At 60.0% G+C, this 13,898-nt stretch carries 11 protein-coding genes and 1 tRNA gene; 6 read left to right on the forward strand and 6 right to left on the reverse strand.

Going from position 1 to position 13,898, the window contains the following annotated elements; all coding sequences use genetic code 11:
- Window positions 1-40: 40 nt before the first annotated feature.
- Both AB8B31_RS08115 and AB8B31_RS08120 read left to right on the forward strand, forming a co-directional pair.
- On the forward strand, window positions 41-1,372 hold the full coding sequence (locus AB8B31_RS08115; protein WP_018241709.1) for a hypothetical protein: 1,332 nt from the start codon (window positions 41-43) through the stop codon (window positions 1,370-1,372).
- A gap of 83 nt (window positions 1,373-1,455) precedes the next feature.
- A complete protein-coding gene (locus AB8B31_RS08120; RefSeq protein ID WP_018241710.1) occupies window positions 1,456-2,721 on the forward strand; it encodes a patatin-like phospholipase family protein in 1,266 nt (421 codons plus the stop codon).
- Between the two features lie 257 nt (window positions 2,722-2,978).
- On the opposite strand, the gene AB8B31_RS08125 is transcribed toward AB8B31_RS08120, so the two are convergent.
- On the reverse strand, window positions 2,979-6,794 hold the full coding sequence (locus tag AB8B31_RS08125; RefSeq protein WP_018241711.1) for a vitamin B12-dependent ribonucleotide reductase: 3,816 nt from the start codon (window positions 6,792-6,794) through the stop codon (window positions 2,979-2,981).
- A gap of 121 nt (window positions 6,795-6,915) precedes the next feature.
- Between AB8B31_RS08125 and AB8B31_RS08130 the strand changes: the two genes are divergently transcribed.
- The gene (locus AB8B31_RS08130) at window positions 6,916-7,197 is read left to right on the forward strand and encodes a hypothetical protein (RefSeq protein WP_155256901.1); all 282 of its coding nucleotides are present in this window, start codon (window positions 6,916-6,918) and stop codon (window positions 7,195-7,197) included.
- Window positions 7,198-7,383: 186 nt separating this feature from the next.
- Here the strand turns inward: AB8B31_RS08130 and AB8B31_RS08135 are convergent, their stop codons facing one another.
- The 4 genes from AB8B31_RS08135 to AB8B31_RS08150 all read right to left on the reverse strand — a co-directional run bounded on the left by AB8B31_RS08135 (window position 7,384) and on the right by AB8B31_RS08150 (window position 10,571).
- Complete coding sequence (locus AB8B31_RS08135; protein ID WP_018241713.1) at window positions 7,384-7,974, reverse strand: hypothetical protein; 591 nt, start codon at window positions 7,972-7,974, stop codon at window positions 7,384-7,386.
- A 193-nt stretch (window positions 7,975-8,167) separates the two neighbouring features.
- Window positions 8,168-8,662 (reverse strand): xanthine phosphoribosyltransferase, encoded by a 495-nt coding sequence (gene gpt / locus AB8B31_RS08140; RefSeq protein WP_018241714.1) that lies wholly within the window; start codon window positions 8,660-8,662, stop codon window positions 8,168-8,170.
- Between the two features lie 181 nt (window positions 8,663-8,843).
- Window positions 8,844-9,686: a universal stress protein gene (locus AB8B31_RS08145; RefSeq protein WP_018241715.1), complete on the reverse strand. Its 843-nt coding sequence runs from the start codon at window positions 9,684-9,686 to the stop codon at window positions 8,844-8,846.
- Window positions 9,687-9,794: 108 nt separating this feature from the next.
- Entirely contained in the window at window positions 9,795-10,571 is a 777-nt protein-coding gene (locus AB8B31_RS08150; protein WP_018241716.1) for a competence/damage-inducible protein A, read from the reverse strand.
- Window positions 10,572-10,825: 254 nt separating this feature from the next.
- Between AB8B31_RS08150 and wrbA the strand changes: the two genes are divergently transcribed.
- Both wrbA and AB8B31_RS08160 read left to right on the forward strand, forming a co-directional pair.
- A complete protein-coding gene (gene wrbA, locus AB8B31_RS08155) occupies window positions 10,826-11,422 on the forward strand; it encodes an NAD(P)H:quinone oxidoreductase type IV (RefSeq protein ID WP_018241717.1) in 597 nt (198 codons plus the stop codon).
- Between the two features lie 219 nt (window positions 11,423-11,641).
- Window positions 11,642-11,726 (forward strand) — tRNA-Leu (locus AB8B31_RS08160).
- Window positions 11,727-12,012: 286 nt separating this feature from the next.
- Here AB8B31_RS08160 and AB8B31_RS08165 read toward each other — a convergent pair.
- On the reverse strand, window positions 12,013-12,387 hold the full coding sequence (locus tag AB8B31_RS08165) for a VanZ family protein (protein ID WP_018445713.1): 375 nt from the start codon (window positions 12,385-12,387) through the stop codon (window positions 12,013-12,015).
- Between the two features lie 236 nt (window positions 12,388-12,623).
- Between AB8B31_RS08165 and ilvA the strand changes: the two genes are divergently transcribed.
- Entirely contained in the window at window positions 12,624-13,874 is a 1,251-nt protein-coding gene (gene ilvA, locus AB8B31_RS08170; protein ID WP_018241719.1) for a threonine ammonia-lyase, read from the forward strand.
- Window positions 13,875-13,898: the final 24 nt, after the last annotated feature.

The raw sequence follows: 13,898 nt of genomic DNA on the forward strand, positions 1-13,898 counted from the left end.
CTGCCAAGCTATGCTGCGAATGACGACAGGAGAAATACAGGTGCTCGAGGGCTGGGTAAGAATGCGCAAATCCGTCTCGTTGATATCGCTGCTGCTGGCGTTCGTCGCCATGGCCGGAGAGGGGCATGCAGCAATTTCCTACCAACGTGTGGACGGCGCCCCGGGACGTGGTCTGGTGATAAAGGGCGTGTTTGAATTCTCCGACGATCCGACGCAGCTTGTCGACGAATACACGCAGTACCAAGCTGACTATATCAGCTTTGACTCGCCCGGCGGAAACGTGGTCACCGCGATCATGTTCGGCCGCGCCATCCGCGCACTGAATGCAAGAACGCTCCAGATCAGAGCCATGGAATGTGCATCGGCTTGCGCCTTCGCCTTCGTCGGTGGCGTCGAAAGGTTCGCCGAGCCGGGCTCGATCGGCGTGCATCGGATTTCCCTATCCGACGATGTCCCCATGGACAATAAATTGGCAGTCTCGACCGTTCAACTAATGACCGGCGAGATCATCGGCTATCTCACCGACATGGGGGTAAGCCCCAATCTGCTGCAGCTCAGCCTGTCGATCGACAGCACTGATATACGGTATCTTACCGCTGCGGAAATGCGAGACTGGAACATCAACACGCTCGAGGATATGCCCTCGGCACAGGAAAGCACGCCGCCCCCGCCCGGCGCCGCACCGCAGGAGAGCGCAACACCCGCCGACATGCCGTCAGACCCCGGCGCTTCCGAGGGGGTGGCCGCCTCCGAACCCGGCGACCTGACCACGGAGGCGGTTGATTTCGTCAACCGATACAATGACGAATGGTCAAAAGACAGTGCCTCGGCGTTGGCTTTTATGAAGGGCGTCTATGCGGACGAGGTCTCCTTCTTCGGAAACTCGGTCGACAAAGACGCTGTCCTGAAGGAAAAGGCCGCCTTCGCCCAACGCTGGCCGGAGCGCATCTACAGCGTCAAGCCGGGCTCCGTAACTGCCAGCTGTGCCGGAAAATGCGAAATGTCGGGAATTGTCGAGTGGTTTGCCGGAAACAGGGACACGGGTAAGACGTCCGCCGGGATGGCGGAATTCGCTTTCGTGTGGAACACGGCCTCTCTGCAGATCGAGTCCGAGACCGGAAAGGTGCTCGCCACGGACAAGGGGACCAAGGCACCGGATCGGTTGATCCATCAGTGGACAGGACTGGACGACATCTGCCGCACGAGTGTCGATCGCGACGGGCCCGAGACGCTACGGGCATGCAAACGGCGCGACGAACTCGGTCCGCTGCTCAATCGCGCGGACTGGTGTTATGGCCATAAGGACGAAGCCGGAATAAACTGGGAGTGGCACAAATGCGATGCCAACTCCCGCCGATATACGAGTCAGTAGCGCGCAGGCCCAAAGACGAGCGACCGTTGGTTTGCCCGGAGGAAGAAATGTTGGGAAACTCACATTCCTGAGTGAGGGTGAGCATGTCAGAAGAGCATGCCCCATCGAATGCCATCCTGCCGGGATCCGACGAACCCGACAAGCCGGCCGAGCGCTACCAACTCGGCCTCTGCCTTTCGGGCGGCGGCTATCGGGCCATGCTTTTCCATGCGGGATCGCTTGCGAGGCTCAACGAGGCCGGTCTTCTGGCGAAACTCGATATGCTCTCGTCGGTCTCGGGCGGATCTATCGCGTCCGGCCTGCTGGCCTATGTGTGGCCCCGGCTGGTCTTCGAGAACGGGGTCGCCGTCAACTTCAAGACTGAATACCTCAATCGCATTCTGGCCTTCAGTCAGGTGTTCGCGGATGGGCCGTGCTTCCTGAAGGGCGTGTTCAAGCCCTTCTCGAGCGCGGCGGAGGAAGCCGCTAAACTCTACGAGCGGCATCTCTTCGACGGAAAATCACCAAGCCTGAGCGATCTTCCGAGATCGCCCTGGTTCGTATTTTGCTCCAGCAATCTCAGCACCGGTTCACTCTTCCGGATGTCCAACCGCTATCTCGCGGATTACAGGATCGGGGTGTCGTTTCATCCGACACTTTCGCTCGCGACCGCGGTTGCCGCTTCGGCGGCATTCCCGCCGGTGCTGTCGCCGCTGCGATTGGACCTGTCGCAGTTTTCCTGGAAAAGGGAAAAGCTCGACGACAGTGTTGGCGAACCGGTTGCTCCGGGCAGGGCAATATTGAGCGACGGCGGCATCTATGACAATCACGGCATCGAGCCGGCGCTGAAACGCTGCGATTGCTTGTTTGTCAGCGATGCCGGAGCGCCTTGGCGATCCTCGACCCACGGATACTGGAACTATCTCTCCCAGCTCAAGCGCGTTCTCGATACCACCGACAATCAGGTGCGGTCGTTGAGGCGCCGAGACCTGATCGGTGGCTTCAAGGCCGCAAAACAGGCTGATAGGCTTGGCCTCGACGATCTCGCGAAATCGGCTCTGCGCGCGAGAACGCGCGGCGTCTATTGGTCGATCGACAGCAAGGACGTCGAGCTCAAGCCCTACGCGTCCTACACGCTGCCGCCGTCGTCGGTCGTTCCCTCGGAGGTCGGCACCTATCTCCATTTTCTGGGCGCGAAGGAGACGGAGTATCTGGCGAACTGGGGGCACTACGTGTGCGACGCGATGCTCAACCGGTTCTATCAATCGCCCTTGGCTCCATCGTCCGGCCCGCCATTGGTTGCCGGAACCGTGAAGCCGGCTTGGGCGGCGAGGGCCAGCAAGCGCCTGTTCGACCTTCTTCCCTTTTAAACGAAAGCCGGGGGCCGGTTAAAGCGGGGCCAGCGGGATCCGTTGAGATTGCACCAGCAGTCGAAAATCCTACATTAAGCCTGAGGAAGAACGAACGTATCGACCGGTACGATGATCGGTTGTTTCTGGCTCCCTTCGGCCGCGAAGCTGAAGGGCCCCCAAAGTTCCAACTTCAATATTGTTTATGAAAGTATGAGAGGCCCGGTTGCCCGGACCTCCCACGATATTTTTAGAACCGAAGAGTAGGAAGAGCCTACTCAGCTGCACCCACTCGTAGCGCCACACGTGTCGCACTTCTCGCAGGTGCCATTCCGCACCATCGTAAAATTCTGGCACTCCGAGCACATGTTGCCGGTATAGCCCTGCATGATCGAGCGCTGGCGGCGCTCGGCTTCCCGCTTCTTGGCTTCGGATTTCGCCGTTGCCGCGTCGGCCGCCGCCTTGTCGGAGAAGAGGGCTGTCGCGTCGCTGGTGATTTCCTCGGTCAGCTCTTCGGCGATCTCTTCCGCCAACTCCTTGGCGCGCTCCTCGTAGTCGCGCTTGAAAGCAACGATTTCGGAGGTGGAGACGGCAATCGTCGTCTCCAGCTTGCGGGCCGCGCTGCCTGCAAAGGCAGTCACGGTGCCGGTGGAGGCGGCGCGGGCAGGGGCTGATGTGGCAGCACCCTTGGGTTCGCCTGCCTGGCGTTCGCCGCCGGTGCCGGACACCAGTGTCGGCTTGTAGCCGCGGGTCCAGCCGGTGGAGAGCAGGTTGGTTTTGCCTTCCTGGATGCCCTTGCCGAGTGCCGTGTTCGAGAAATCAGACGTATCGACATGGGCCAGGTCGTGGCGGCCGAGATAGGAAACGGCAAGCTCGCGGAAGACATAGTCGAGGATCGACGTGGCGTTCTTGATCGCGTCATTGCCGATGACCATGCCGGCCGGCTCGAACTTGGTGAAGGTGAAGGCCTCGACATATTCCTCGAGCGGCACGCCATATTGCAGGCCGAGCGAGATGGCGATGGCGAAATTGTTCATCATTGCACGGAAGGCAGCACCTTCCTTGTGCATGTCGATGAAGATCTCGCCGATGCGGCCGTCGCCGAATTCGCCAGTGCGGAGATAGACCTTATGTCCGCCGACGGCGGCCTTCTGGGTATAGCCCTGGCGGCGGTTCGGCAGCTTCTCGCGTTCGCGGGAAACACGCTCGACCACCCGCTCGATGATCTTCTCGGTAACAGTGACGGCCTGGGCGGCGAGGGGCGCCTGCAGCAGTTCCTCCAGCGCATCCTCGTCGTCTTCGTCTTCGATCAGCGAGGCATTGAGCGGCTGCGACAGCTTCGAGCCGTCGCGATAGAGCGCGTTGGCCTTGAGGCCAAGCTTCCAGGAGAGCATGTAGGCGTTCTTGCAATCCTCGACGGTCGCCTCGTTCGGCATGTTGATCGTCTTGGAAATTGCGCCCGAGATGAACGGCTGGGCTGCCGCCATCATGCGGATATGGCTTTCCACAGAGAGGTAGCGCTTGCCGATCTTGCCGCAGGGATTGGCGCAATCGAAGACCGGCAGGTGTTCCGCCTTCAGGAAAGGCGCGCCTTCCAGCGTCATCGCACCGCAAACGTGGATGTTGGCCGCTTCGATGTCCTTCTTCGAGAAGCCGATATGGTCGAGCAGGCTGAAGCTCATGTCGGCCAGCTGTTCGTCCGAAACCTTCAGCGTCTCCTTCAGGAAGTCGGCGCCGAGCGTCCACTGGTTGAAGACGAACTTGATGTCGAAGGCGCTCTTCAGCGCGGCGTTGACGGCTTCCACCTTCTCGTCGGTGAAGCCCTTGGTCTTCAGCGTCGATGGATTGACAGCCGGCGCCTGGTTCAGATTGCCATGGCCGACGGCATAGGCCTCGATCTCGGCGATCTGGCTTTCGGAATAGCCGAGCGTGCGCAGCGCGTCGGGCACGGCGCGGTTGATGATCTTGAAGTAGCCGCCACCGGCGAGCTTCTTGAACTTGACGAGGGCAAAGTCGGGCTCGATGCCGGTGGTATCGCAATCCATGACGAGACCGATCGTGCCTGTGGGCGCGATGACCGAGACCTGGGCATTGCGGTAGCCATGCTGTTCACCGAGCTCGAGCGCTTTGTCCCAGGCCGACTTGGCGTGGGCGACGAGATCCTGGTCCGGGTTTTCCGAATGGATCAGCGCGACCGGGTTGATCGACAGGGCCTCATAGCCGGAGGTTTCGCCATGAGCGGCGCGGCGATGGTTGCGAATGACCCTGAGCATGCTCTCGCGGTTCGGCGCGAAGTTCGGGAACGGGCCGAGTTCGGCAGCCATTTCGGCCGAGGTCGCATAGCAGACACCGGTCATGATCGCGGTCAGCGAGCCTGCAATGGCGCGGGCCTCAGTGGAGTCATAGGGAATGCCAGACGACATCAGCAGGCCGCCGATATTGGCGTAGCCAAGGCCGAGCGTGCGGTATTCGTAAGAGAGTTCGGCAATGCGCTTCGACGGGAACTGCGCCATCATCACCGAGACTTCGAGCACGACGGTCCACAGGCGAACAGCGTGTTCGTAGTCAGCGATGTTGATGCGCTTGGTGGCCTTGTCCTTGAACTGCAGCAGGTTCAGCGAGGCAAGGTTGCAGGCCGTGTCGTCGAGGAACATGTATTCCGAGCACGGGTTCGAGCCGCGGATCGGGCCGCCGGCCGGCGAAGTGTGCCAGTCGTTCATCGTCGTGTTGAAGTGGATGCCCGGATCGGCCGAAGCCCAGGCAGCGTAGGAAATCGTTTCCCAGAGATCGCGGGCCTTCAGCGTCTTCATCACGCGGCCGTCCTTGCGGGCGGTCAGGTTCCATTCGCCATCATTCTCGACGGCGCGCAGGAAGTCGTCCTTGATCGAGACGGAGTTGTTGGAGTTCTGGCCGGATACCGTGAGGTAGGCTTCCGAGTCCCAATCCGTGTCGTAGGTCTTGAATTGGAGATCCTTGTAGCCCTGACGGGCGAACTGGATGACGCGCTGGACGTAGTTCTCAGGAACCTGGTCCTTCTTGGCGGCGCGGATTTCGCGCTTCAGGGCAGGGTTCTTGTTGGGATCGTAGCAATCGCCGTTGTCACCGCCTTCGCAGTTGAAGCATGCCTTCATGATCGCCTTCAGATGCTTGGCGACGACCTTCGAGCCGGTCACGAGAGCCGCGACCTTCTGCTCTTCCTTGACCTTCCAGTTGATGTATTCCTCGATATCGGGATGGTCGATATCGACGACCACCATCTTGGCGGCGCGGCGCGTCGTGCCGCCCGATTTGATGGCGCCGGCGGCGCGGTCGCCAATCTTCAGGAAGCTCATCAGGCCGGAGGAACGGCCGCCGCCGGAAAGCTTTTCGCCTTCGCCGCGCAGCATCGAGAAGTTGGAACCGGTACCAGAGCCGTATTTGAAGAGGCGCGCCTCACGCACCCAGAGGTCCATGATGCCGCCTTCGTTGACGAGGTCGTCCTCGACAGACTGGATGAAGCAGGCATGCGGCTGCGGGTGTTCGTAGGCCGACTTGGACTTGGTCAGCTTGCCGGTGAAGGGGTCGACGTAGAAATGGCCCTGGCCGGGACCATCGATGCCGTAGGCCCAGTGCAGGCCGGTGTTGAACCACTGCGGCGAGTTCGGGGCGACGCGCTGGGTGGCGAGCATGTAGGCAAGCTCGTCCTTGAAGGCCGAGGCATCTTCCTCGGAGGAGAAATAGCCGCCCTTCCAGCCCCAATAGGTCCAGGTGCCGGCAAGACGGTCGAAGACCTGGCGCGCATCGATTTCGGAGCCGGTCTGCTCATCCTTAGACAGGGTCTTCAGCGCAGCATCGTCGGGAACGGAGCGCCACAGGAAGGAAGGAACATCGTTTTCCTCGACCTTCTTCAGCCGGGTGGGAACGCCGGCCTTGCGAAAATACTTCTGCGCCAGAACGTCGGTCGCGACCTGGGAGAACTGCGCGGGAACGTCGATATTCTCGAGGCGGAACACGACCGAACCGTCAGGGTTCTTGATCTCGCTCGTCGCCTTGCGGAATTCGATATCCGCATAGGCGCCTTGGCCGGCCTTCGTGAAACGACGTTCGATGCGCATGGTCTTGACCTCGTGTTGGCGCCCGGTCCCCGCGACCGGGGCGCAAAATTCCTATCCGGCGGCACTTTGTCGTCGCGCAGCCAGTCTCGTTTCCGTATCGTGACAGGGGTGTCATCCGGAGATGAACTTCCTGTATCTTGTGGTGATGGTGGCTGCAAACACTAAATATAGTATTAACAGCTTATTATCGCCAGCCCCGATGTCACTTTTTTTGGAGGCTGAAAACCGCGCAAAAATCCTGTCAGGCCTGAACCGTTCCCGGTCCATCGCCCTGATTCCGCGTCCTAATTTTCAAAAGGGAACCGGGCTCGTTACCTCCGGTCCTGTCGCCGCCGCAACATCAGAAACAGTAAAGTTTGAAACAGCTGATTCCGTCAAGGGCTGGCTTTTAATTGATTGCTAACCACAACATGTTGTGGATGCGCCTGTGGAGATTGGGGAAAGCCGGGGAGCGCTGATATTACAATGGCTTGCAGGTGTTGCCGGCTAAGGAAAACGTCGGAACGGCAAAAAAGCGTCCCGCGGCAAATCTTGTGATGGCATTTCCGGTGCAAATGGGCATGCCGATTCGCACGGGTGCAAGTGCCTGTCAGAGCGCATCGATGGCGATGGTGACGATGGCGACGCCAATCGGCCTGTTCTCTTCGTCCATGACGACGAAACTCGCCTGCGTTTCGAGATTCTGGGTGGATTCGTTGCGTTCGGCCCGGTCGATGAAGATCTCCCGGGAGCTGTTGGCGAAGGTTCTGAGATATTTCTCCTCGTCGCCCTGCCAATAGTCGGCGGTGACGGTGCTCTGACCGACGTTCAGCCCATGCGAGTCGGTGACGAAAAATTCGAGGATCGCCCCTTGTGAGGTGTCCTGCCTGGCTTTCAGGTAATGCGACACGGATTTGTCGAGCAGCAGCGTGACCATGTGCAGTTGGTGCTGATCGACCTCCGACCGGTAGGTCTCGTCGAGCACCCGCATATCCATTTCGCTGACATTGCCGAATTTCGCATTCTGTTCGGCAATGGCTTTCAGCACCAAGGGCGTTTCCACCATCGGCCGGACCTGCTTCTCGACGTAGTCGCGCACGAGGGGAATGTAGGCTGGCTCAGCGCGGACAGGCGCCAGCGGAAATAGAAAGGTCGCCAACCCGACGGTCACAACCGCCCCGATATGCCCCCACCGCGCCATCTTGCTTCCTTATATCGCATCGTTTGCTGCACGCTTTAAGCGCAATTTGACGCGATTCGCAGCTGCCGAGTTTATGCGAATAAGATAAAATAGATGTGCAGATCCCGATAGCGGATTCAGAAAACCTCGCCGACAAAATCTGGAACAATTTCAAGTGGTAAATGCGAAGGATGCGCGTTGGGATCGGTGGCGATCAGCGCGCGCCCTTGGCGATCGGCTCCTGATAGGTGAAGCCCATGTCCCAAGGGAAGTAGATCCAGGTATCCTGGCTCACCTCGGTGATGAAGGTGTCGACGGTCGGCACGCCCTTCGGCTTGGCATAGACGCAGGCGAAATGTGCCTTCGGCAGCATCGTGCGCACCTGTGCGGCGGTCTTGCCGGTATCCGTCAGATCGTCGACGACGAGCACGCTTTCGCCGCCATTTTCCTGAAGTTCGGGCGCTATGCCCTTGAGCAGCACCATGTCCCCCTGGTTCACATAGTCATGATAGGACGCGACGCAGACGGTCTCGATCAGCCGGATGTTCAGTTCGCGCGAGATGATCGCTGCCGGAACGAGGCCGCCGCGGGTGATGCAGACGATCGCCTTGAACGTCTGATCAAGGCCGGCAAGCCGCCAGGCAAGCGCGCGCGCATCGCGGTGGAACTGATCCCAGGAAACGGGAAAGGCTTTATCGGGAAGGGACATCGGGCTGCTCCGCGGCATGAAAAAACGACACGCCGTTTGCCGGCGACCGGACGGGCTTGAAGCGGCGATTGGCAAAACGCAAATCGCGCAGCCGGAACTGCGCGAGATGGGGCCGAGGCTCGAAGCTGTCATCGGTCGCCGCAATTAGCGGGATTTGCCGGCAAAAGGCAAGAGCAGCCAATCAACGCGATAACAGGGTCAGTGCCGTCATCGATTGCAGCAGGGTCTTGGTCGTGCCGCCGAAGATCATCTGCCAGAGCCAGGAATGCGTATAAGCGCCCATGACGAGAAGATCGATGCTGCTGTCCGATAGCCTGTTTTCGATGACGTGGGACGCACTTTTGTCCACACTTTGCGCCGTCGAAAGCGTCGTCTTCACGCCATGACGCGCAAGCGTCGCGGCGATGTCGGCGCCTGCTGTCAGCGGCGATTGCAGCGCCGTGTCGGCCGGATCGACCGAAAAGATCTCCACCTCGTCGGCGGCTTTGAGGATTGGCAGCGCGTCGAAGGTCGCGCGCGCCGCCTCCTTCGAGCCGTTCCAGGCGATCAGCACGCGCTTGATCGGCTTCGGCTGGCGGATGATAAAGGGGATCATCAGCACCGGCCGGCCGCTTTCGAAGAGGAAGCTGTCGACGTCGACGTGGCTGTCGGAAGGTCTGGCCGGGTCGGCCTGTGAGGCGATCAAGAGGTCGGCGCTACGCGCACTTTCGATCAGCGGTGCGGAGCCGTATCCGGTTGATGTGGCAAAGCTGCGCCACTCGGAGGAGGCGCCTGATGCCTCCGCTTTCGACCTGAAGATGCGCTCAACCGCAATCGTTTCGCTGTGCGCCATGTCCTGCAGCGCCTGCACGGCGACGGGATCGGGGATTTCCATCGGCGCCACCAGCGGCACGGCGGAGATGATTTCGGCATGCAGGCCGATCACGTGGGCGCCGCTTTCAGCGGCGAAGGCAAAGGCGAAATCGGCAACCGCAGCACTATTGTCTGATGTATCGAGAATGGCGAGAATGGTTTTGTAAGACATATCAATTCTCCTTGCGCTGAAATGGCTTGCGCGAGGAAAGGAATGCACCGGACCGTACTCCTGTTCCTTGATGGGGATCAAGGATGGCCCTGAGTTCCGGCGTTTCCCTCAAGCCTCGGCGGAATGGTTTTCGGCGATGTCCTTCCTGCGGCGGATGGCGTCGATCATCGCCTGCACTTCGGCGCCGGCCGCATCGATAACCGCCTGCGAGCGGCCGCGCACGACGATCTCGGTCGAGAATTTCTGGCCGACATAGCGCGGGTAGGAGCCGATACTGGTTTCCGGATGTGCTTTCTGAATCGCGGTCAAGGGCGTGCCGATCTCGCCTTCGCCGTAAGGGCAGGCGATGGCGAGCGAAAGCACCGGCGTGCCGGTTCGAAGCGTCGGCAACACATTGTCGACCATCGCCTGGAAGACCTGCGGCACGCCGGCCATGACATGGACATTGCCGATGATGAAGCCTGGCGCGGTCGAGACCGGATTGGCGATATGCACGGCCCCGCGCGGCATGCGCGCCATGCGCTGGCGCGCTTCGGTGAATTCCATCTCGCGGCGCCGATACATCTCGGCAAGCAGTGTCATTGCCGCTTCGTCATATTCGCAAGGCACGCCGAAAGCCTTGGAGATGGCATCGGCGGTGATGTCGTCATGCGTCGGCCCGATACCGCCCGAGGTGAAGACGTAATCATATTTGCCGCGAAGGGCGTTCAGCGCCTCGACGATCGCCTCCTCGTCGTCGGCGACGATGCGCACCTCCTTGAGATCAATGCCGGAAAGCGTGAGCAGATCGGCGAGATGGCCGATATTTTTGTCCTTGGTGCGGCCGGAAAGAAGTTCGTCGCCGATGGCGAGCATGGCGGCGGTGACGACGATGTTTTGGCTCATGGGATGTTCCGTGATCTGAGGCTGGTGAATAGGTAGTGCCGTTCGGTCGCTTTGCAAACAGCCACGGCATGATGCCCAAAAGTGCAAGTGCTGTTCTGCGATACGTTCATTTTTGCTGAAATGAAAACGCAAGTGAATTTTCGTCTACGGATGTTGAACACTGAGTTCTTCAAGGCATGGCTGTGTTCGGAAATACCCGCTGATAGAACTCCCTCGGTCACGAAATTCAACCAGTGCTCCAAGGGAGATTGAAGATGGCGAAGGTTCTCGTCCTTTATTATTCGGCTTACGGCCATATTGAAACCATGGCCTATGCCGTTGCCGAAGGCGCGAAGTCGGCCGGTGCCGAGGTCACCGTCAAGCGCGTTCCGGAACTGGTTCCGGAAGATGTCGCCAAGGCTTCCTATTACAAGGTCGATCAGGCGGCTCCGATCGCCACCGTCGACGAACTGGCCGACTACGACGCGATCATCGTCGGTGCCGGCACCCGCTTCGGCACGGTCGCCTCGCAGATGCGCAATTTCTGGGATCAGACGGGCGGCCTCTGGTTCGCCGGCAAGCTCGTCGGCAAGCTCGGTTCGGTCTTCACCTCCTCGGCAACCCAGCACGGCGGCCAGGAATCGACCATCCTCGGCTTCCTCCCCACCTTCCTGCACCAGGGCATGGTCGTTGCCGGCCTGCCTTATGCCTTCCAGGGCCAGATGGGCACTGAGGAAGTCAAGGGTGGATCGCCCTACGGCGCTTCCACCATCACCAATGGTGACGGCTCGCGCCAGCCTTCCGAGATCGAGCTGGAAGGCGCGAAATACCAGGGCGCCCACGTCGCCAAGCTGGCAGCTAAGCTCGCCTGATCTTTGACACTGAAATAAATCAAGGTGCGGCAGGCATGGGGCTCGCCGCGCCTTTTCTGTTTTTCCCCGCGACAGACTGGGCAGCCTTCGTCGGCGCGGGCTTTCGCGAGGGAAATGTCTAGCCGATCACTCGTCGGTGCTGCCGGCAAACGGGCACTATTTTTTACGCCTTGCGGCTCTTCCCATCGCCCATGACGCAAGATATTGAAAATGCCGCAAGCGGGCGTGGCGAAACTGGTAGACGCAAGGGACTTAAAATCCCTCGGCCTTGGCTGTACGGGTTCGAGCCCCGTCGCCCGCACCATTTTCATAATGCCGTTGGAATATGCCAGTATTGTATCTGCCTGCATATTGTGCACAAAAGCGAGTTGCCGCTTGACAATGGTATTTTCGATGCAAGTATTGCGCCGCGGCGGCTGAGTAAGTGTTGTCTTGTGGGAGTAAGACGATGGTTTACGATTGGAGTGGGGCGAAGGTTCGGCGCATCCGGATCTTCAAGACCAGTGTCGCACTTGTTCTGGGAACTGCGATGGCTGCGATACCACTGCTCTTCTGGGCAGTGCAATTGCGCGGTTTCTAACCTGGGATAATCAGCGTTCTGCGAAGGGTAGAGCGTTTGGCGCTTTGGTCTCGCGCCATCTATTGATCACCCATCCGGCTAGCAGCCCGAGGGCAGCGCCCATGGCCTTGATGCCTGCATCATGCAGGCGCGGATGCCGCGTCGGCGAGAAGTATTGCAGATATTCGATGGCGAATGCGCCGACGATCAGCAGCATGGCGACCATCTTCCACTGTTTCGGATAGGCCAGCGCAAAGGCGAAGCCAAGGAGAAGATAGGCGACCGCGCGGTCGACATCGACCATCGTGACCGTATTCGGCCTCTCTCCGATCGGCGAAACGGTGACGAAGATGATGAAGGCCAGCAGCAGCCAGGCGAGCGGTCTTGCGAATTTGAATGTCATCATAGCTTCATATTAGTGGCCGTCCTTTTTATTGACAGTTAAAATCAGTTCATGTGCCGCCAATTTCGCTATTGGCTTAAGAAAGGCCTTCCCCGGGAGCAGAACCTGTCCCCAGCGCCGAACCCGGCCCCGCGGAGTGAAACGATGCGGGAGCGAACTGGAAATGGCCCAAACGAGCTTCTTTTGCCGGCCGGCCTGTGCCATAGCGGCGGTGGCTAACGTGAGAATGGACCATACCCGTGACGAGACTTGATGTCGAAAGCGCCGAAGAGGCAATGCGCAGCCTGTTTCCGGCAACGCCGCTGCAGCTCAACGATCATTTGTCGGCCCGCTACGGTGCCGATATCTGGCTGAAGCGCGAGGATCTGTCGCCGGTGCGCTCCTACAAGATCCGCGGCGCCTTCAATTTCTTCCGCAAGGCGATCGGGCAGGGTGCCTCTGGCAAGACCTTCGTCTGCGCCTCGGCCGGCAATCATGCCCAGGGCTTTGCCTTCGTCTGCCGCCATTTCGGCGTGCCGGGCGTCGTCTTCATGCCGGTGACGACACCGCAGCAGAAGATCGACAAGACCAGGATGTTCGGCGCCGAATTCATCACTATTCGGCTGTTCGGCGACTTCTTCGACCAGTGCTACCAGGCCGCACGCGAACATGTGGAGGCGGTCGGCGGCGTCATGGTGCCGCCCTTCGACCATCCGGACATCATTGAGGGGCAGGCGACAGTCGCCGCCGAAATCATGCAGCAGCTGCCTGAGGGAACGGTGCCCGACATGGTCGTCCTGCCGGTTGGCGGCGGCGGACTTGCCGCCGGCATCACCGGCTATCTCGACGGCACCGTGCCGAAATCGGCTTTCGTCTTCACTGAGCCCGCCGGCGCGCCAAGCCTTAAGCGCAGTATCGAGGCGGGCAAGGTGACGACGCTGGCCAAGGTCGACAATTTCGTCGATGGCGCTGCCGTCGCCCGCATCGGCGACCTGAATTTCGCCGCTCTTCGCGATTTCCCGGCAAGCCAAGTGCAACTGATGCCGGAGAACGCCATCTGCGTCACCATTCAGGAGATGCTGAATGTCGAGGGCGTCGTGCTGGAGCCGGCCGGCGCCCTGTCACTGACGGCGATCGCCGCGATGGATCGCCAGACGATCCGCGGCAAGACCATCGTCGCCGTCGTCTCCGGCGGCAATTTCGATTTCGAGCGTCTGCCTGACGTAAAGGAAAGAGCCATGCGTTACGCAGGGCTGAAAAAATACTTCATCCTGCGGCTCGCCCAACGCCCTGGCGCGCTGCGCGATTTCCTCAATCTGCTCGGCCCCGACGACGATATCGCCCGCTTCGAATATCTGAAGAAATCGGCACGCAACTTTGGCTCGATCCTGATCGGCATCGAAACCAAGGCGCCTGAGAATTTCGCCCGGCTGGTCGGAAATTTCGAAGCCGCCGGCATGGGTTACGAGGATATTACCGAAAACGAGATCCTCGCCAACCTGATCATTTGACTTGGCGATAGCGATGCCGTCGTG

Origin of the sequence: Rhizobium sp. 62_C5_N11_2 (assembly GCF_051811185.1) — a bacterium.
Classification (GTDB): domain Bacteria; phylum Pseudomonadota; class Alphaproteobacteria; order Rhizobiales; family Rhizobiaceae; genus Rhizobium; species Rhizobium leguminosarum.